The organism is Bordetella sp. H567 (genome assembly GCF_001704295.1).
Taxonomy (GTDB): domain Bacteria; phylum Pseudomonadota; class Gammaproteobacteria; order Burkholderiales; family Burkholderiaceae_B; genus Bordetella_C.
On sequence record NZ_CP012334.1, the window covers coordinates 4,187,192 to 4,205,117 of the forward strand.

A 17,926-nucleotide genomic window follows, 5' to 3' on the forward strand; every position below is an offset into this window, starting at 1 on the left:
CGCAGACACACCCGAAGACTTCCTCCGGAAAACCCCATGACCCAGATCCGCGACATCGTCTACCAGATCCGCAGCTGCCGCGATACGCTCAGCGCAACCGAGCGCAAGGTGGCGGACGCCATCCTCGACGACATCGCCATGGCCGCCGGCGCCACGGTGGACCAGCTGGCCGGCAAGGCCGGCGTGAGCATCGCCACCATCTCGCGCTTCGCGCGCTCGGTGGGCTGCGACGATACGCGCGACCTGAAGATGAAACTGGCGCAGGCCAGCGCCGTCGGCACGCGCTTCCTGGACCGCAGCGTGCCAGCGGAGGAAAGCACCTTCTACGCGCGCATCTACGCCGATATCGAAAGCACGCTGCGCGCGCACCTGCCGCTGTATACGGAAACCCTGTTCGAGGACGCCATGGAGATCGTGCGCGGCGCGCGCATGACCTATGTGTTCGGCATGGGCGGCGCATCGGCGGTGCTGGCGCAGGAAATGCAGTCGCGCCTGGTGCGGCTGGGCTATCCCGTGGCGGCCTACAGCGATGCCGTGCTGCTGCGCATGGTGGCCGCCACGCTGGACGAGCGCGACGCGGTCATCATGCTGTCGGCCTCGGGGCTGACGCCCGAAATGCTGTCCGGCGCGCGCATCGTCAAGCAATACCGCGCACGCATCGTGGCGTTGACGGACGCCACCGCGCCGCTGGCCGAACTGGCGGATGTGGTCATCCCCGTGCGCACCGACGAAACCGACTTCATCTACAAGCCCTCAGCGTCGCGCTACGCGATGATGCTGGCCATCGACCTGCTCGCCACCGAACTGGCGATGGCGCGGCAGGAAGAAACCCGCGACCGCCTGCGCCGCATCAAGCTGGCGTTGGACGAATACCGCGGTGGGCCCAACCGCCTGCCGCTTGGAGATTGACACGATGTACGACACCCTGATCGGCCCCGTCCGCGTGCTGGACGGCAGCGGCGGCGCCGAGTTCCAGGCCAATGTGGCGTTGCGCGACGGCCGCATCGCGGCGATCGGCGTGGCCGACGACGCGCCGGCGCGTGCGCGCATCGACGGGCGCCGCCGCGTGCTGGCGCCCGGTTTCATCGACGTGCACACGCACGACGATACCAACGTCATCCGCACACCCGATATGCTGCCCAAGCTGTCCCAGGGCGTGACGACCGTGGTGGTGGGCAACTGCGGCATCAGCGCGTCCCCGGTGCGGCTGCGCGGCGACGTGCCGGACCCGATGAATCTGCTGGGCCAGCAAGGCGACTTCCAATACCCCACCTTCGCCGACTACACGGCGGCGGTCGACCGTGCCCGGCCCGCGGTCAACGTAGCGGCGCTGATCGGCCACACCGCCCTGCGCAACAACCACATGGATCGCCTGGACCGCGTCGCCACGCCGACGGAAATCGCGGCGATGCGCGCGCAGCTGCGCGACGCGCTGGCGCACGGCGCCATCGGCCTGAGCACGGGCCTGGCGTACGCGTCGGCCTTCCATGCCAGCACGGACGAGGTCAAGGCGCTGGCCCAGGCGCTGGACGAGTTCGGCGCGCTGTACACCACGCACCTGCGCTCCGAATTCGCCGAGATCCTAGAGGCCATGCAGCAAGCGTACGACGTCGCCCGCCATGCGCGCGTGCCGGTGGTGATCTCGCACCTGAAATGCGCGGGCGCGGGCAACTGGGGGCGCACGACGGAAGTCCTGGCCAGCCTGGAAAGCGCCGGCCGCCTGCAGCACGTCGGCTGCGACTGCTATCCCTATTCCGCCAGCTCCTCCACGCTGGACCTGAAGCAGGTCACCGACGATTTCGACATCGACATCACCTGGTCCACGCCCCACCCCGAACAGGCCGGCCGCAAGCTGGCCGATATCGCACGCGACTGGAGCCTGCCCCTGATGGAGGCCGCGCGCCGGCTGCAGCCCGCCGGCGCGGTGTATCACGGCATGCGCGAGGACGACGTGCGCCGCGTGCTCGCGCACAAGCTGACGATGATAGGGTCGGACGGCCTGCCCAACGATCCGCATCCCCATCCCCGCCTGTGGGGGGCCTTCCCCCGCGTGCTGGGCCACTACAGCCGCGACGTCGGCCTGTTCCCGCTGGGCGAGGCCGTGCACAAGATGACCGGCCTGTCGGCCGCGCGCTTCGGCCTGCGCGATCGCGGGCTGATACGCGAAGGCAACTGGGCGGACCTGGTATTGTTTGACCCGGATACGGTCATGGACCGCGCCACCTTCGACACGCCGCTGCAGACGTCCGCCGGTATCGAGGGCGTGTGGGTCAACGGCGCGCTTTCGTATTGGCAAGGGACGGCGACAGGCGACCGCGCCGGCCGTTGGCTGCCCCGGCAGGGCGACCTGCGTGGCGGCTTCCCGCTATTCACCGCCTGAACCTCGATAGACAAGGAGCCCTCGATGAGCGACACACCGAAACCCGACGCGAACGGCATCACCCGCTACGGCGCGGCCGGCAGCGCCGGCGGCGGCGGCACCCATATGCCTTTTTCCAGTGCTGTCGCCGCGGACGGCTGGCTGTACGTGTCCGGCCAGGTCCCCATGGATGACGGCGAGGTCGTCGAAGGCGGCATCGTCCCACAGGCGCACAAGGCCATCCAGCAGCTCATGGCCATCCTGGCGGAAGCGGGCTACGGGCCGGAACACGTGGTGCGCTGTGGCGTCTGGCTGGCCGACGCGCGGGACTTCGCATCCTTCAACAAGGTATTCAAATCCTACTTCGGCCAGAACCCGCCGGCGCGCGCCTGCGTGGAATCGCGGCTGGTGGTGGACGCGAAGGTGGAGATCGACTGCGTGGCGTATAGACGGTAACCCCCCCGAAGCGCTGCGCGCTTCCCCCCCAGGGGGGCGACGCCAGCGGACCGGCGGAGCCGGATCCGCGGCGTCCCGGGTCGGGCGGCACCTGTTTCTTGAGACGCGGGCTTTGCTTGGGATGGATGAAACCCACCCCCGAAGCGCTACGCGCTTCCCCCTCAAGGGGGCGACGCTGGAGGACCGGCGAAGCCGGATCCTCGGCGTCCCCGGTCGGGTGGCACCTGTTTCTTGCGAGCGCTGATAGGCAGTGATAGCGTCGGGGTCGTAACGCCGGTCAGACTTGGCTTGGGGGGTCGCCGAACTCGTCCAGCAGGCGGCCGATCAAGGGGTTGCGCGCATCGCGCCGGCTGACGCCATAGGCGTCGGAACGGGCGCGCGCGCCGGCCAGCGGCCGGAACACCGCGCCGCGCAAGGCCGAATGCCGCAGCGCTTGTGGTACCAGCGCCACCCCCAATCCCTGCGAAACCAGCGACACCACGGCCAGCCAGTGGCGCGCCTCGTGCCGCACCTGCGGGCGAAATCCCGCCTCGGCGCAGATCGACAGGATACGGTCATGATAATCGGGCGATACGCCTTGCGCGAACAGCACCAGGGACTGGTCGCGCAGTTCCGCCGGGCGCACGCTGGTCTTGCGCCCCAGCGGATGCCGCGCCGGCAGGCAGCACACGAAGGGCTCCGACACCAGCAGGCGGCTTTCCAGTTCTTCCGGCATGCGGCTGGTATGCACGAAGCCCAGGTCCAGGCCGTTGTGCATGAGTTCGGTGATCTGCTCGCCTGAATTCATTTCCGTCAGCTTGATGCGCACGCCCGGATAACGCGCCTGGAAGCCGCGCAGGGCCTGCGGCAAGCCGCGGTACAGCATAGCGCCGACGAAGCCGATGCGCAGGCTGCCGATCAGGCCCGCGGCCGCGTCGCGCGCTTCCAGCGCCGCTTCTTCCGCCTGCGCCAGGATCTTGCGCGCCGACAGGCGCATGGCCTGGCCGGCGGGTGTCAACCGCACTTCCTTGCTGTTGCGTTCGAACAGGCGCGCGCCGATGCTGTCTTCCAGCTGCCGTATCGCGACCGACAGGGGTGGCTGCGAAATCGCCAGCCGCGCGGCGGCACGGCCGAAGTGCAATTCTTCGGCCAGCACGGAGAAATAGCGCAGATGCCGTAGCTCCATGGCGATGCGTAAAAATTGTTCCGGTTTCGACGATATACAACTCGAATCGTACAAGACATATTCGATATTGGATACCTATCAATACCCCCCCTTAGAATGCCCGCCATAACCCTATAAGGAGACACCGGCATGCAGGCAGCCGCTCAACATCCCGTACCGGACCGCCGCGGCGACAATTTCTACGCCAGCGACGATCAGCTCCAGGCCTTGCTGCCCCTGTACCTGCCGGCTGACCTGCTGCGGCACATGACGCCCCACTTCGCGCGGCTGGGCGAACTGGCGGGCGGACGGATCGACGAACTGGCGGGCCTCGCGGACCGCAACCCGCCCACCTTGCAGATGCGCAGCCGCAGCGGCCTGGACGAACAGCGCGTGCTCAAGCACCCGGCCTATGTGGAAATGGAACGCTTGGCGCTTAGCGAGTTCGGCCTGGGCGCGATGTCGCATCGCACCGAGACGCTGGGCTGGCGCGGCCCGATGCCCGCCATCGTCAAATACGTCCTGACCTTCCTGTTCGTCCAATCCGAATTCGGCCTGTGCTGCCCCGTCTCCATGACGGATTCGCTCACGCGAACCTTGCGCAAGTTCGGCGATCCCCAGCTGGTGCAACGCTATCTGCCCCGCCTGACTTCGCTGGATTTCGATGAACTGGCCCAGGGCGCGATGTTCATGACCGAACAGGGTGCGGGCTCGGACATCGCGGCGACCGCCACCTGGGCGCGCCACGACGATAACGGCGACTGGCGCCTGTATGGCGATAAATGGTTCTGCTCCAATCCCGATGCGGACCTGGCGATGGTGCTGGCACGCCCGGAAGGCGCGCCGGACGGCCTGAAGGGCGTTTCGCTGTTCCTGCTGCCGCGCCGCCTGGAAGACGGCAGCGCCAACCACTACCGCATCATCCGCCTGAAGGACAAGCTGGGCACCCGTTCGATGGCCAGCGGCGAGATCCGCCTGGAAGGCGCCGTCGCCTATCTGGTCGGCGAACCGGGACGAGGCTTCGTGCAGATGGCGGATATGGTCAACAACTCGCGCCTGTCCAACGGCGTGCGGGCGGCGGGCCTGATGCGCCGCGCGGTGGCCGAGGCGGAATTCGTCGCGCGCGAACGCCGCGCCTTCGGCCGCGCGCTGCAGGACATGCCGCTGATGCGCCGCCAGCTGGACAAGTTGCGCGTGCCCGCCGAACAGGCGCGCACGATGGTGTTCCAGACGGCCCAGGCCCTGGCCCGCTCCGATGCCGGCGAGCCGGATGCCTATGCGCTGCTGCGCATCCTGACGCCCCTGATCAAGTTCCGCGCCTGCCGCGACGCGCGCAAGGTCACCGGCGACGCCATGGAAGTACGCGGCGGCTGCGGCTATATCGAGGAATGGAGCGACCCGCGCCTGCTGCGCGACGCCCACCTGGGATCCATCTGGGAAGGCACCAGCAACATCGTGGCGCTGGACGTGATGCGCGCCGTCAAGCGGGAAAATTCGTTGCCGGTATTGAAGGCCCACAACCAGGCGCTGCTGGATCGCGCGGGCCTGGCGCCGGCCTACGCCCAGGCGCTGCGCCAGGCGCTGGAGGGCGCCTGCGCGCTGGCCGAGGCCGCGGCGCGCGACGGCGGCGACGTCCTTGCGCGCCAGGCGGCGTCGGCGCTATACCACTGCACCAGCGCGATCGCCATGAGCTGGGAAGCCTCGTCCACCGGCTCGGCGGACCGCCTGCGATGGGCGCAGCTCGCGCTGCGGCATCGCGTGCTGCCGCGCGACCCTTTGTCGCCCGACGAGCTGCCCGCTTCATGGCGCTGAATATTCCGGCCTCCCGGCATCCGATGCCATCGCCCTATTCGCTGTATTCGCTGTATTCGCCGTATACGTTGCCTACCGTCATGGCATGACGGCATTACTACAACAACACCGGAGACAAACCGTGCACAAGCGCACCTTCCTGACCCTGCTGCCCGCGGCCTGCGCCGCCCTGGCGACCCTGGCCGCCGCGCCCGTCCACGCCGACACTTTTCCGTCCAGGCCGCTGACCCTGGTGATTCCCTATCCTCCCGGCGGCCCCACCGACGCCATGGGCCGTACCCTGGCCACGGAAATCTCGCACTATCTGCCGCAGCCCATGATCGTGGAGAACCGTGCCGGCGCCAACGGCAACATCGGCGCCGAATACGTCGCACGCGCCCAGCCCGACGGCTACACGCTGATGTTCGGCACGTCCGGCCCGCTGGCGATCAACGCCAGCCTGTACAGCCAGATCAACTACGACCCGGTCAAGAGCTATGCTCCGGTCATTCACGTCGGCTACCTGCCCAACATCCTGGTGGTCAACCCCAGCATCCCGGCCAAGACGGTGCCCGAACTGGTCGCCTATTCCAGGAACCACCCGGGCAAGCTGGCATTCGCCTCGTCAGGCACCGGCGCATCCTCGCACCTGGCCGGCGTGATGTTCAACGCGATGGCCGGCACGGACTTCCTGCATATTCCCTACAAGGGCACGGGCCCCGCGCTGAACGACCTGCTGGGCGATCACGTCGCCATGAGCTTTACCGACGTGCTGACCGCCAAACCCTTCGTGGAGTCCGGCAAGCTGCGTGCGCTGGGCGTCACCACGGCGCGCCGGTCGCGCGCCCTGCCCGATGTCCCCACCGTTGCCGAACAAGGCTATCCCGGCTACGACGTCAGCGTATTCTTCGGCATCGTGGCGCCCGCCGGCACGCCGCCGGATCGCATCGCCGCGCTGAACAAAGCCTTCGTGCAGGCCCTCGATTCCGAGAAGGTGAAGGCGCTGTTCGCCTCGCAGGGCCTGGAGGCCGCGCCCGACCACACACCGCAGGCGCTGGGCGCCTTCATCGCGGAAGAAAAGTCCAAGTGGGCCAAGGTGATCAAGTCGTCCGGCATTCCGCTGAACTGACACGGGCGCATCCGGAGCAGCCATGACCTCTACCCCCACCGCCGGCGCGTTGGCCGGCATCCGCGTCCTGGATATCTCGCGCATCCTGGGCGGCCCCTACTGCGGCCAGATACTGGGCGATCACGGCGCCGACGTGCTGAAAATCGAGCCGCCGCAGGGCGACGACACGCGCACCTGGGGCCCACCCTTCAAGGACGGCGTGGCTTCCTACTACATGGGCCTGAACCGCAACAAGCGGGTTCAGCACCTGGACCTGTCCCAGGCGCAGGGCCGCGAGCGTCTGCTGGAACTGCTCGAACAGGCCGACGTGCTGGTGGAGAACTTCAAGATTGGCACCATGGAGCGCTGGGGCATCGGCTATGACACGCTGTCGCGCCGGTTTCCGCGCCTGATCTGGTGCCGTGTCTCGGGCTTCGGCGCGGACGGCCCCTTGGGCGGCCTGGCGGGCTACGATGCGGCCGTGCAGGCCATGAGCGGCATCATGAGCGTCAATGGCGAAGCCGGCGGCGAACCGCTGCGCGTGGGCCTGCCCGTGGTCGACATGGTCACCGGATTGAACGCCGTCATCGGCGTGCTGCTGGCCCTGCAGGAACGCCATCGCAGCGGCAAGGGCCAGTTCGTGGAAACCACGCTGTACGACAGCGGCCTGTCGCTGCTGCATCCCCACGCGGCCAACTGGTTCATGGACGGACGTACCCCGCGGCGCACGGGCAACGCCCATCCCAACATCTATCCCTACGACACTTTCCGCACCGGCACGGAACCGCTGTTCCTGGCCATCGGCAACGACCGGCAATTCGCCACGTTGTGCGATGTCCTGGGCTGTCCGGATCTGGCGGCGGACCCGCGTTTCGCCACACCGAGCGGGCGGTCGACGCACCGCGCCGAACTGAAGCCATTGCTGGAGCAAGCGCTATCCGGCTTCGACGCCGCCGTCCTGGTCGACCGCCTGATGGCGGCCAACGTCCCCGCCGCGCCCGTACTGGACATGGACGCCGCGCTGAGCCATCCGCACACCGCGCACCGCGAGATGGTCGTACGCATGGGCGAGGACTACCGGGGGCTGGGGGCGCCCGTCAAACTGAGCCGCACGCCCGCCACTTACCGCCACGCCCCGCTGACGCCGGGCACGGACTTCGACGGCGATTGATCACATATTGACCACGTCCACGCCCTTGGGGGGCGTGAACTGGAAGTCTTGCGCGCTGATGCGCGGATTGGGCACGATGTTGGACAGGTCGACACGGGTGGTCTGGCCGAAGGCGTCCAGCAGTTCGATACGCGCGGGCTGGTTGTCCTTGAATCCGATGTCCACGCGCGAGAAGCCCGCGTCCGTGGTGCGTGGCTTGGCGCGCAGCCATTCCAGCCCGTCCTTGGCCGGCAAGGCCGACACATCGAAGGACTGTTCCAGGGAACCGGAGCCGAACAGGATGGCCGCCGGCGAGGTGCCGATCGCCTGGTCCACCTTGCGTACCGTGACTTGCGCCAGGTCCGGATCGTATTGGTAGACCTGCTTGCCGTCCGACACGATCAATTGCTCGTACGGCTTCTGCACGGACCACTTGAACCTGCCGGGCCGCTGGAAGGAAAACGTACCGCTTTGCGGTGGCCGCGGCTGCGACTGCTGTCCGCCGCTGGTGGCCTGGGTGAAGGAGCCGGTGGCCGCCGTCACGGCCGATACGAAGGCGTGCAGCTGTTCCTGCGCCGTGGCGGCATGGGCGGGCAGCCAGGCGCACAGGGCGATGGCGGCGGTGGACGCCAGCGCGGCCACGCGTAGTGATAGCTTGATCATGCTTCCTCTCCCGCGGACGCTGGGACCAGGATTTCGCGGTTGCCGTTGGACTGCATGGCGGAGACCATGCCGGACTGTTCCATTTGTTCCAGCAGGCGCGCCGCGCGGTTGTAGCCGATGCGCAGATGCCGCTGCACCAGCGAAATCGACGCGCGGCGATGCTTCAGGACGACCTCGCAGGCCTGGTCGTACATCGGGTCGGACTCGCTGTCCGTGAGCCCCGTCACGCTGCCCACGCCGTCGCCGGTTTCGCCTTCCACGCCGCCTTCCAGCAGGCCTTCGATGTAATTGGGTTCGCCCTGCGACTTCAGGTGTTCGACCACGCGGTGGACTTCGTCGTCGGAGACGAAAGCCCCGTGCACGCGCACCGGCAGCCCTGTGCCAGGCGGCATGTAGAGCATATCGCCCTGGCCCAGCAGCGTTTCGGCGCCCATCTGGTCCAGGATGGTCCGCGAATCGATCTTGGACGACACCTGGAAGGCGATGCGGGTCGGAATATTAGCCTTGATCAGCCCCGTGATGACGTCCACGCTGGGACGCTGCGTGGCCAGGATCAAGTGGATGCCGGCAGCACGGGCCTTCTGCGCCAGGCGCGCGATCAATTCCTCGATCTTCTTGCCCACGACCATCATCAGGTCGGCCAGTTCGTCGATCACCACCACGATGGTAGGCAGGGGCTGCAGCGGTTCGGGCTGGTCCGGCGTGAGCGAGAAGGGGTTGGGGATCGGTTCCTCGCGCTTGATGGCGTCGCGAATCTTGGTGTTGAAGCCCGCCAGGTTGCGCACGCCCATCTTGCTCATCAGGCGGTAGCGTTTTTCCATTTCCGCCACGCACCAGTTCAGCGCGTTGGCCGCGTGCCGCATGTCGGTCACCACCGGCGCGAGCAGGTGGGGAATGCCCTCGTAGACGCTCATTTCGAGCATCTTCGGATCGATCAGGATCAGCCGGGTCTGCGCCGCGTCGGCCTTGTACAACAGCGACAGGATCATTGCGTTGATCCCCACCGATTTACCCGAGCCCGTGGTGCCGGCCACCAGCAGGTGGGGCATCTTGGCCAGGTCGGCGACGACGGGATTGCCGGCGATATCCTTGCCCAGGGCCATGGTGACGACGGAGGGACTGGCGTGGTATGTCTGCGAGCCGAGGATCTCGGAGAGCTTGACCATCTGGCGGCGCGGATTGGGCAGTTCCAGCCCCATCAGGTTCTTGCCGGGAATGGTTTCCACCACCCGGATGCTCACCAGGCTGAGCGCGCGGGCCAGGTCCTTGGCCAGGTTCACCACCTGGCTGCCCTTGACACCGGTGGCGGGCTCGATTTCGTAGCGGGTGATCACCGGCCCGGCCTGCGCCGCGACCACGGTGACCGTGACCCCGAAATCGGCTAGCTTTTTCTCGATCAGGCGCGAGGTGAATTCGATGGTCTCGGCCGACACCGTTTCCTGCATGATGGGTGGCGGATCGAGCAGGCTGATGGTGGGAAGATCACCCTCCCCTTCGGGCGGCGAGAACAGCGTCTGCTGTTTTTCGCGCTGCACGCGGTCCGACTTGGGCACCACCGTAATGGCCGGTTCGATGCGCACGGGCTGCTCGTGCACCAGTTTTTCCTGCTTGGCGACGACCTGCTCGGTGCGCGCCGCCTGCGCGACTTCGCCCAGCTTGCGGTCCTGGCGCGCGTCCACGGTGGCGCGGGCGCGCCGCATCAGGCCTTCGATGAAGGCGCCCACACGCTCGGCGATGACCAGCCACGAAAACGAAAAAAACAGGCTCAGGCCGATGGCCACCAGCACCAGGAATACCAGCGTGCCGCCGGTAAAGCCGATGGCGCTGGACAGCTGCTGCGCCAGCGTATGGCCGATGACGCCGCCGGCACCGCTGTCGCCGTCCGCGCTGCCGGGCAGATGGGCGCCCAGCGTGTACAGGCGCAGCGCCTCCAGCCCCATGGAGCCGATGAGGAGCATGCCGAAGCCCACGCCCTGCTCCCAGCGCACCCGCGGCAGGGGTTCGGCGCTGCCGCCCGGGGTGCGCAGGTGGCCGGCCAGCCGACGGTAGCCCGCGCGTACGCGGTGCAGCAGCAGGACGACCCACCACCAGGCGGAAAACCCGAACAGATACAGCAGGACATCGGCCAGATAGGCGCCCAGCGTGCCGCCCTTGTTGTGCACCATGCCCGCCGGTACGGAGTGCGACCAGCCGGGATCGGCGGAACTCCAGGTAGCCAGCACCAGCGTCAGCCAGGCGGCCATGGCGGCGAAGAGAATCCAGCGGGCTTCCCGCAGCAAGGAGGAAATTCGGAGCTGCAACGGCGACGGGCCATTGCGCGTGTTGCGCGAAGCGCGCGGAGAAGCGGTTGAAATACGCGGCATAGGCCTCATTATAATTGGGCATTCACTTTGCCTAGCGTGCCCGATGACTACTCCCAAACATGCTCAACTGCTGATCCTGGGCTCCGGCCCGGCTGGCTACACCGCCGCCGTCTATGCCGCGCGCGCCAACCTGAAGCCGGTGCTGGTCACCGGCCTGGCACAGGGCGGCCAGCTGATGACGACGACCGACGTCGACAATTGGCCCGCCGACGCGCAAGGCGTGCAGGGCCCCGACCTGATGCAGCGTTTCCAGCAGCACGCCGAACGTTTTAACACTGAAATCCTGTTCGACCACATCGCCGGCGTGGATTTGACGCAACGCCCCTTCACGCTGACGGGCGACACGGGCAACGTCTACACCTGCGATGCCCTCATCATCGCGACCGGCGCATCGGCCAAATACCTGGGCCTGCCCAGCGAACAATCCTTCATGGGCCGCGGCGTATCCGGCTGCGCCACCTGCGACGGCTTCTTCTACAAGAACCAGGACGTGGTGGTCGTGGGCGGCGGCAACACCGCCGTCGAGGAAGCGCTCTACCTGTCGAACATCTGCCGCACCGTCACCCTGATCCACCGCCGCGACAAGTTCCGCGCCGAACCCATCCTGGTCGACCGCCTGATGGACAAGGTCCAGAACGGCAACATGAAGCTGAAGCTGTTCGCGGAGCTGCAGGAAGTCCTGGGCGACGACAGCGGCGTCACGGGCGTGCGCGTCCGCGACAGCAGGACGGGGCAGACCGAAGACATCGCCGCGACGGGCGCCTTCATCGCCATCGGGCACCACCCGAACACCGATATCTTCCAGGGCAAGCTGGACATGAAGGACGGCTACATCATCACCAAGAGCGGCCTGTCGGGCATGGCCACGATGACCTCCGTGCCGGGCGTCTTCGCCGCCGGCGACGTCCAGGACCACGTTTATCGCCAGGCGATCACCAGCGCGGCCACCGGCTGCATGGCGGCCCTGGACGCACAGCGGTGGCTGGAGAATGCGGGGCAGTAAAGCGGGTTTCGGCGACCTGAAGCGCCTGCATCAGCAGGCGCAGGAACAGCGCCGGGTCGAGGAAACCGCCGCGGCCGCCGCGCGCGCAACCCAGGCCCGCAAGCCGGCCGACCCCGTGCGCGCCGCGCAGGCCTCCGATCCCCAGGACGACCTGCTGGCATTCCAGCGCGCCATGCGCAGCGTCACTCGCTTGCGCGTGGACGACCGCGCCCTGCACACCCATCGCCCGGATCCCGCCGACATCCCGGCCCAGCGCCGCGCGGCCGCGCTGGGCGAAACCGCGCGGCGCGCCGACGCCGGCATCTCGGACGGCGGCGTCGCCCACCTGCTCTCCGAAAACGGCACCTCGTACGTGCGCGCGGATGCCGCGCCGGACACGGCCCGCAAGCTGCGGCGCGGGGAATGGCAGGCCGGCGCGGAACTGGACCTGCATGGATTGCGCGTTGAACAGGCGCGCCATGCCGTGCTGTCATTTATCGACGAGTGCCTGGAACACGGCATACGATGCGTGCGGGTGGTTCACGGCAAGGGCTACGGCTCCGAAGGCCTGAACCCCGTACTGAAGGACAAGGCGCGCACGTGGCTGGTGCAGAAGCCCGACGTCATCGCCTTTTCCGAAGCGCCGGAACGCGAAGGCGGCTCGGGGGCACTGCTGGTCCTGCTGCGCCAGCTTGAAGAAACCCCTCGATGAAATGGATATACCTGCTTACCGCCATCGTCGCGGAAATCATCGGCACCAGTGCCCTGAATGCCTCGGACGCGTTCTCGCGCCTGTGGCCTTCCGTGATAACGGTCGTTTCCTATGCGATTGCGTTCTATCTGCTTGCGCTGACGCTGCGCGAGATGCCCATGGGCGTCGCCTATGCCATATGGTCCGGGGTCGGCATTGCGCTCATCACCCTGGTCGGGTTCCTGGTCTTCGATCAGCGGCTGGATGCGGCCGCGCTGATCGGCATAGGGCTGATCGTCACCGGCGTTCTGGTCATGAACGTGTTCTCGTCGGCGGTCAGGCATTGAGCGGCCGCCAGGCAGCCTGGCCGTAAGCGGCGAACCGGGTCACGCCGGTGGCGATGGCCGCGGGTCCCGTATGTAGTCGACGAGGGCCTCGGTGGCGGGATCCGGCCGCGGCGTCAGCCAGGACACGACGATAATGGCCAGGAACGCCGCGGGGGCGCCGAATATTCCCGCCGCCACGGGCTGTATTCCCCACCACAGCGTCAAGGGCTGGGTGGGCGGAATGCCGAACACCAGCTCGCGCAGCCAGGGATGGCTATGCGCCATGTAGGCAAAGGTCACGGCCAGCCCCACCGCCATGCCTGCCGTGGCGCCCCATTTGTTGGCGCGCTTCCAGAAAACGCCCATGACCAAGGCGGGAAAGAAGGAAGAGGCCGCGACCGAAAAAGCGGCCGATACCATGATCAGTATGTCCGCGGGCCGGCGCGCCGCCACCCAGGCGGCGGCGAAGGCCACCACCAGCAGCAGGATCTTGGACACCATGACGCGGCGCCCCGCCGGCATGCGCGGCGAGATGACGCGATAAAGCATGTCGTGCGATAGCGCGTTGGACAAAGTCAGCAGCAGCCCATCGGCCGTGGACAGCGCGGCCGCCAGCCCGCCCGCGGCCACCAGGCCCGATACCACATAGGGCAGCCCGCCGATCTCCGGCAGCGCCAGCACCACCACATCCGCTCCCATGCGGATTTCTCCCAGCTGCACGATGCCATCGCCGTTCACATCGACGACGTCGACCAGTGCCGGGCTGATGGCGCTCCACGCCGCGACCCAATCCGGCAGCGCGCTGTAGCGCGCGCCGACCAGCTGCGTATAAATGACGTACTTCACCAGGATCGCCAGCGCGGGCGCCAGCAGGTATAGGAGCAGGATGAACAACAGCGACCAGCAAACCGAACGTCGCGCCGCGCCGACCGAGGGGGTGGTATACGAGCGCATCAGGATATGGGGCAGGCCAGCCGTGCCCAGCATCAGGCACAACACCAGTGCCATGAAGTTGGCCCGCTGGGAGCCTTGCGCCGGCGTTTCGGCCTGCGGCGGCCCCTGGCCATCCGGGCTGGCGCTGTCCGCGACCGGCGGATAGGGCGCCACCGCCGGCACCGGCGGCTGCGCCCGCGCGCGAAATGCCTGGCGGTCGCGATACCAGCGCGTTCGCGCCTCTTCCACCGTCACCGGGTAGGCAAGCAGTTCCTGCTCCACGGAGCGGATCTCCAGCATGGGCGCGTCCGCCGCATTCAGCTGGGCGAGCCGATCCCGCAGGCGCGCTTTTTCGCTGACCCAGGACCCGGGCAGCGTACGCAGCAATTCGTCCATGCGGTCGGCCCGCGCCTGCCATTCGCGCCGAACGGCGCGTTCGGCGCCGTCATCCGCCAGCCTGCTTTCCTGGCGCACCACCTGCTCCAGCGCGACGCCCGCCGCCATCGGCGGCAACGCCATGCCGGTGAACTTGATGGATAGCCAGATCACCGGCACGACGTAGGCAATGATCAGGATGATGAACTGGCCCACCTGCGTCCACGTCACCGCCCGCATGCCGCCCAGGAAAGAGCACACCAGCATCCCGCCCAGGGCCAGGAATATCCCCAGCTCGAACGAAATACCGGTCATGCGAGTGGTGATGATGCCCACGCCGTAGATCTGCGCGACCAGGTAGGTGAAGGAACACAGCACCGCGCACAGCACGCCCGCCAGGCGCGGCAGGTTGCCGCCGTAGCGCGCGCCCAGGAAATCCGGCAAGGTGTATTGGCCGAACTTGCGTAGATAAGGCGCCAGCAGCAGCGCGACCAGCACATAGCCGCCGGTCCAGCCCAGGACGTAGGCCAGCCCCGCGTAGCCACTGACGTACAGGGTGCCGGCCACACCGATGAAGGAAGCCACGGACATCCAATCCGCCGCCGTCGCCATGCCGTTGTAGAAGGCCGGCACCCGCCGGCCGGCCACGTAGTATTCGGCGGGATCCGAGGTACGGCAAACGATGCCGATGCCCGCGTACAGGCTGAACGTCACCAGCAGGAAGACGTAGCCGATCCAGTTGCGCGGCATGCCCAGGACTTCCAGCAGCGCCAACACCAGGATAAGCAAGCCGAAGCCCGCCGCGTACAGGACGTACACGCGGCGCAGCCGCACGTCCAGTTCGGTGGAGGATTTGCCGGGGAAAGGCATCAACGCCCCCGGCCGCCGCGCCGGGCGTCAGTCGTCCGCGCCATTCATGATCCGCGCATAGGCCACGACGATCAGCAGGTAGGCCAGCGGGGCGCCGTAGGCGGCCATCCAATACGAAAACGGCCAGCCCAGGAAGGGAAACAGCAGGGTGCGGGCGAAATAGACGGGGAGGAAGGTCAGCGCGGCCCACAGCGCCAGCAGCACAAGAATGAGCCTGACGTTGCGTCCCCACGATGGGGCGTGCGGCGGGCCAGCGGGAATATCGCGGCCGGAATCGGGAATTCGCGAAGTCGGCGGATGCGCCATGGCGGGGCCTTCATGGTGCCGCCGCCCGCGCGGATAACGCGATTGCCGGCCCCTGAATGCGACAACGGCTGGCACTGCCTGGTGCCAGCCGTTGTGCGTTTTGCTCTTCTAGATACAGCTTTTGGTTATGTACCGGTGCCGCCGGTATTGCCCTCTTGGGGCATTTGTCTCCTCACCTGCATGGGACGGAATTCTGCACCATCTGCGGGATTGAAACACTAGGGGTATGCCCTAGGACGGCGCATATGCTCATAACCGTATAGCACCAAGCTGGTGCAGTGGTTCATTTTTATATTCCGTTTACTCCCTGCGGTCCAAGCTTTATCCCGTTTTTACGGCGCCATCCCTAACCTGCCGGTGTCCGCTGCCGTGCCCTCGCGCGCGTCCGCCATCCCACTACGGGACGTTACCCAGGAGAAAAACATGGACACCCTATTCCTCGCCTCGTTTGCCGTCATGGCCGGGCTCACCCTGGCGCTGGTCGAGTTCTGCGACGTCCTGCGCAAGGGAGAGCAACCATGAGCTGGCTCTACCTGATCAGCGGCGCGCTGGCGCTGTTCCTGTTCGTCTATCTGCTTATCGCCCTGTTCAAGCCGGAGAAATTCTGATGAACGCCCACTATCTGGGCCTGCTGGCATGTTTTCTGGCAGTGCTGCTTCTGCTCGCGCCCTGGGCCGGGCGCTATATCCACGACGTCATGGAAAACGGCGGCTCCCGATGGTCCGCCTGGGGACGGCCGTTCGAGCGGCTGGTCTACAAAGCGGCCGGCGTCGATCCCGCGGTCGAAATGGGATGGAAGCGCTACGCCATCGCCGTGCTGGTTTTCAGCCTGCTGGGCTTCGTCGCCGCCTATGTCCTGCAGCGCGCGCAAGCCTGGCTGCCGCTGAACCCGGCCAATATGGGCGCGGTGTCGCCGGATTCCGCGCTCAATACGACCATCAGTTTCGTGACCAACACGAACTGGCAGGGATACGCCGGCGAAGGCACCATGAGCTACCTGACGCAGATGCTGGCGTTGACGGTGCAGAACTTCGTGTCCGCCGCCACCGGCATCGCCGTGGTGCTGGCGCTGATCCGCGGTTTTGCGCGCCATGGCGTGCAAACCGTGGGCAACTTCTGGGTGGACATGGTGCGCGGCACCCTGTACGTGCTGCTGCCGGCCTCTTTCGTGCTGGCCATCGTGCTGGCCGGCCAGGGCGTTATCCAGACCTTCAGCCCCTCCCAGCAGGCGCGGCTGCTGGAACCCGTGAGCTATTCGGCGCCGAAACTCGACGCCGGCGGACAGCCCGTGCTCGATGCCCAGGGCCAGCCGCAAACGGAATCGCTGACCGCCGCGACGCAGACCATCGCCATGGGCCCGGTGGCCTCGCAGGAAGCGATCAAAATGCTGGGCACCAACGGAGGCGGCTTCTTCAACGCGAATTCCTCGCACCCATACGAAAACCCGACGCCGCTGTCCAACTTCCTGGAGATGCTGGCGATGTTCATCATCCCGGCATCGCTGTGCTTCACCTTCGGCCGGATGGTCGGGGACCGGCGCCAGGGCATCGCGGTACTGGCGTCCATGGTGCTGCTGTTCATCGCCTTCGCCCTGCTCACCGGACATTACGAATTCCAGCCCAACCCCATGCTGGCGCAGGCCGGCGCGGACGACAACCCGGCCGTGCAGCTGGCGGGCGGAAATATGGAAGGCAAGGAAGCACGCTTCGGCATCGGTCCCACTGCCCTGTTCGCGACGATCACCACCGCGGCGTCCTGCGGCGCGGTGAACGGCATGCACGACTCGTTCACGGCGATGGGCGGCCTGTCGCCCTTGCTGCTGATGCAATTGAGCGAAGTGGTCTTCGGCGGGGTCGGCGCCGGCCTGTACAGCATGCTGGCCTTCGCCATCCTGGGGGTCTTCATCGCCGGTCTGATGATAGGCCGCACGCCGGAGTACCTGGGCAAGAAGATCGAAGCCTTCGAAATGAAAATGACGTCCATCGTCATCCTGGCCGCGCCCCTGCTGGTGCTGGCCGGCACCGCGCTGGCCGTCTCCATGGCGGCCGGCAAGGCCGGCGTGTTCAATCCGGGTACGCATGGCTACTCGGAAATCCTGTACGCCTTCACGTCCGCCGCGAACAACAACGGCAGCGCCTTCGCCGGGCTGTCGGCCAACACGCCGTACTACAACGGCATGCTGGGCATCGCGATGTGGTTCGGCCGCTTCGGCGTGATCATCCCCATCCTGGCAATGGCGGGCTCCCTGGCCGGCAAGCGCCGGATACCCGCCGGGCCCGGCACCATGCCCACCACCGGCGCGCTCTTCGTGATCCTTCTTATCGGTTCCGTCCTGCTGGTCGGCGCGCTGACCTATGTGCCCGCGCTGGCGCTGGGCCCCGTGGCCGAACATCTGCAACCCTGACCGGG

Annotated in this window: 16 protein-coding genes; 11 read left to right on the forward strand and 5 right to left on the reverse strand. The window is 67.0% G+C overall.

Features of this window, described 5'->3' with window-relative positions; translation table 11 throughout:
• Positions 1–36 precede the first annotated feature (36 nt).
• Genes AKI39_RS18835 through AKI39_RS18845 form a run of 3 tightly spaced genes read left to right on the forward strand, consistent with a single transcriptional unit; the run spans position 37 to position 2,815 of the window.
• A complete protein-coding gene (locus tag AKI39_RS18835; RefSeq protein ID WP_066639464.1) occupies positions 37–909 on the forward strand; it encodes a MurR/RpiR family transcriptional regulator in 873 nt (290 codons plus the stop codon).
• A gap of 4 nt (positions 910–913) precedes the next feature.
• Positions 914–2,380, forward strand: a complete 1,467-nt coding sequence (locus tag AKI39_RS18840) for an N-acyl-D-amino-acid deacylase family protein (RefSeq protein WP_066639467.1) — start codon at positions 914–916, stop codon at positions 2,378–2,380.
• Between the two features lie 24 nt (positions 2,381–2,404).
• Positions 2,405–2,815 (forward strand): RidA family protein, encoded by a 411-nt coding sequence (locus AKI39_RS18845; RefSeq protein ID WP_066639470.1) that lies wholly within the window; start codon positions 2,405–2,407, stop codon positions 2,813–2,815.
• A gap of 277 nt (positions 2,816–3,092) precedes the next feature.
• Here the strand turns inward: AKI39_RS18845 and AKI39_RS18850 are convergent, their stop codons facing one another.
• Positions 3,093–3,980: a LysR family transcriptional regulator gene (locus tag AKI39_RS18850; RefSeq protein ID WP_066639473.1), complete on the reverse strand. Its 888-nt coding sequence runs from the start codon at positions 3,978–3,980 to the stop codon at positions 3,093–3,095.
• A gap of 129 nt (positions 3,981–4,109) precedes the next feature.
• Between AKI39_RS18850 and AKI39_RS18855 the strand changes: the two genes are divergently transcribed.
• From AKI39_RS18855 to AKI39_RS18865, 3 genes are all read left to right on the forward strand, one after another.
• Complete coding sequence (locus tag AKI39_RS18855; protein WP_066639475.1) at positions 4,110–5,771, forward strand: acyl-CoA dehydrogenase family protein; 1,662 nt, start codon at positions 4,110–4,112, stop codon at positions 5,769–5,771.
• A gap of 121 nt (positions 5,772–5,892) precedes the next feature.
• Positions 5,893–6,879 carry a Bug family tripartite tricarboxylate transporter substrate binding protein gene (locus AKI39_RS18860; RefSeq protein WP_443102359.1) on the forward strand — a complete coding sequence of 329 codons (987 nt, stop codon included), beginning with the start codon at positions 5,893–5,895 and terminating at the stop codon, positions 6,877–6,879.
• 22 nt (positions 6,880–6,901) lie between these two features.
• Complete coding sequence (locus AKI39_RS18865) at positions 6,902–8,029, forward strand: CaiB/BaiF CoA transferase family protein (RefSeq protein ID WP_066639480.1); 1,128 nt, start codon at positions 6,902–6,904, stop codon at positions 8,027–8,029.
• Here the strand turns inward: AKI39_RS18865 and lolA are convergent, their stop codons facing one another.
• Together lolA and AKI39_RS18875 are read right to left on the reverse strand one after the other, a co-directional pair.
• Positions 8,030–8,671 carry an outer membrane lipoprotein chaperone LolA gene (gene lolA, locus AKI39_RS18870; protein WP_066639482.1) on the reverse strand — a complete coding sequence of 214 codons (642 nt, stop codon included), beginning with the start codon at positions 8,669–8,671 and terminating at the stop codon, positions 8,030–8,032.
• On the reverse strand, positions 8,668–11,034 hold the full coding sequence (locus tag AKI39_RS18875) for a DNA translocase FtsK (protein ID WP_145925317.1): 2,367 nt from the start codon (positions 11,032–11,034) through the stop codon (positions 8,668–8,670). Before AKI39_RS18875 ends, lolA begins: the two co-directional genes overlap by 4 nt.
• 43 nt (positions 11,035–11,077) lie before the next feature.
• On the opposite strand from AKI39_RS18875, the gene trxB reads away from it, so the two are divergent.
• Genes trxB through AKI39_RS18890 form a run of 3 tightly spaced genes read left to right on the forward strand, consistent with a single transcriptional unit; the run spans position 11,078 to position 13,054 of the window.
• Entirely contained in the window at positions 11,078–12,037 is a 960-nt protein-coding gene (gene trxB / locus AKI39_RS18880; protein ID WP_066639486.1) for a thioredoxin-disulfide reductase, read from the forward strand.
• On the forward strand, positions 12,024–12,728 hold the full coding sequence (locus AKI39_RS18885) for a Smr/MutS family protein (protein ID WP_066639487.1): 705 nt from the start codon (positions 12,024–12,026) through the stop codon (positions 12,726–12,728). The genes trxB and AKI39_RS18885 overlap by 14 nt, the downstream gene beginning before the upstream one ends.
• Positions 12,725–13,054 carry a DMT family transporter gene (locus tag AKI39_RS18890; protein WP_066639489.1) on the forward strand — a complete coding sequence of 110 codons (330 nt, stop codon included), beginning with the start codon at positions 12,725–12,727 and terminating at the stop codon, positions 13,052–13,054. Before AKI39_RS18885 ends, AKI39_RS18890 begins: the two co-directional genes overlap by 4 nt.
• Before the next feature lie 39 nt (positions 13,055–13,093).
• On the opposite strand, the gene AKI39_RS18895 is transcribed toward AKI39_RS18890, so the two are convergent.
• Both AKI39_RS18895 and AKI39_RS18900 read right to left on the reverse strand, forming a co-directional pair.
• Positions 13,094–15,211: a sodium:solute symporter family protein gene (locus AKI39_RS18895; protein WP_066639494.1), complete on the reverse strand. Its 2,118-nt coding sequence runs from the start codon at positions 15,209–15,211 to the stop codon at positions 13,094–13,096.
• A 27-nt stretch (positions 15,212–15,238) separates the two neighbouring features.
• The gene (locus AKI39_RS18900) at positions 15,239–15,517 is read right to left on the reverse strand and encodes a sodium/substrate symporter small subunit (RefSeq protein ID WP_145925318.1); all 279 of its coding nucleotides are present in this window, start codon (positions 15,515–15,517) and stop codon (positions 15,239–15,241) included.
• 518 nt (positions 15,518–16,035) lie between these two features.
• Between AKI39_RS18900 and kdpF the strand changes: the two genes are divergently transcribed.
• Both kdpF and kdpA read left to right on the forward strand, forming a co-directional pair.
• Positions 16,036–16,125 (forward strand): K(+)-transporting ATPase subunit F, encoded by a 90-nt coding sequence (kdpF, locus tag AKI39_RS18905; protein ID WP_066353881.1) that lies wholly within the window; start codon positions 16,036–16,038, stop codon positions 16,123–16,125.
• Entirely contained in the window at positions 16,125–17,921 is a 1,797-nt protein-coding gene (kdpA, locus tag AKI39_RS18910; protein ID WP_066639499.1) for a potassium-transporting ATPase subunit KdpA, read from the forward strand. Before kdpF ends, kdpA begins: the two co-directional genes overlap by 1 nt.
• Positions 17,922–17,926 lie beyond the last annotated feature (5 nt).

What these genes read in the sequence shown, in the direction of transcription:
- AKI39_RS18840 (WP_066639467.1), top strand. Translation starts at nt 914, where the DNA reads ATGTACGACACCCTGATCGGCCCCGTCCGCGTGCTGGACGGCAGCGGC.
- AKI39_RS18885 (WP_066639487.1), top strand. Translation starts at nt 12,024, where the DNA reads ATGCGGGGCAGTAAAGCGGGTTTCGGCGACCTGAAGCGCCTGCATCAG.
- lolA (WP_066639482.1), bottom strand. Translation starts at nt 8,671, where the DNA reads ATGATCAAGCTATCACTACGCGTGGCCGCGCTGGCGTCCACCGCCGCC.
- kdpF (WP_066353881.1), top strand. Translation starts at nt 16,036, where the DNA reads ATGAGCTGGCTCTACCTGATCAGCGGCGCGCTGGCGCTGTTCCTGTTC.
- AKI39_RS18835 (WP_066639464.1), top strand. Translation starts at nt 37, where the DNA reads ATGACCCAGATCCGCGACATCGTCTACCAGATCCGCAGCTGCCGCGAT.
- AKI39_RS18890 (WP_066639489.1), top strand. Translation starts at nt 12,725, where the DNA reads ATGAAATGGATATACCTGCTTACCGCCATCGTCGCGGAAATCATCGGC.
- kdpA (WP_066639499.1), top strand. Translation starts at nt 16,125, where the DNA reads ATGAACGCCCACTATCTGGGCCTGCTGGCATGTTTTCTGGCAGTGCTG.
- trxB (WP_066639486.1), top strand. Translation starts at nt 11,078, where the DNA reads ATGACTACTCCCAAACATGCTCAACTGCTGATCCTGGGCTCCGGCCCG.
- AKI39_RS18875 (WP_145925317.1), bottom strand. Translation starts at nt 11,034, where the DNA reads ATGCCGCGTATTTCAACCGCTTCTCCGCGCGCTTCGCGCAACACGCGC.
- AKI39_RS18895 (WP_066639494.1), bottom strand. Translation starts at nt 15,211, where the DNA reads ATGCCTTTCCCCGGCAAATCCTCCACCGAACTGGACGTGCGGCTGCGC.
- AKI39_RS18900 (WP_145925318.1), bottom strand. Translation starts at nt 15,517, where the DNA reads ATGGCGCATCCGCCGACTTCGCGAATTCCCGATTCCGGCCGCGATATT.
- AKI39_RS18865 (WP_066639480.1), top strand. Translation starts at nt 6,902, where the DNA reads ATGACCTCTACCCCCACCGCCGGCGCGTTGGCCGGCATCCGCGTCCTG.
- AKI39_RS18855 (WP_066639475.1), top strand. Translation starts at nt 4,110, where the DNA reads ATGCAGGCAGCCGCTCAACATCCCGTACCGGACCGCCGCGGCGACAAT.
- AKI39_RS18845 (WP_066639470.1), top strand. Translation starts at nt 2,405, where the DNA reads ATGAGCGACACACCGAAACCCGACGCGAACGGCATCACCCGCTACGGC.
- AKI39_RS18850 (WP_066639473.1), bottom strand. Translation starts at nt 3,980, where the DNA reads ATGGAGCTACGGCATCTGCGCTATTTCTCCGTGCTGGCCGAAGAATTG.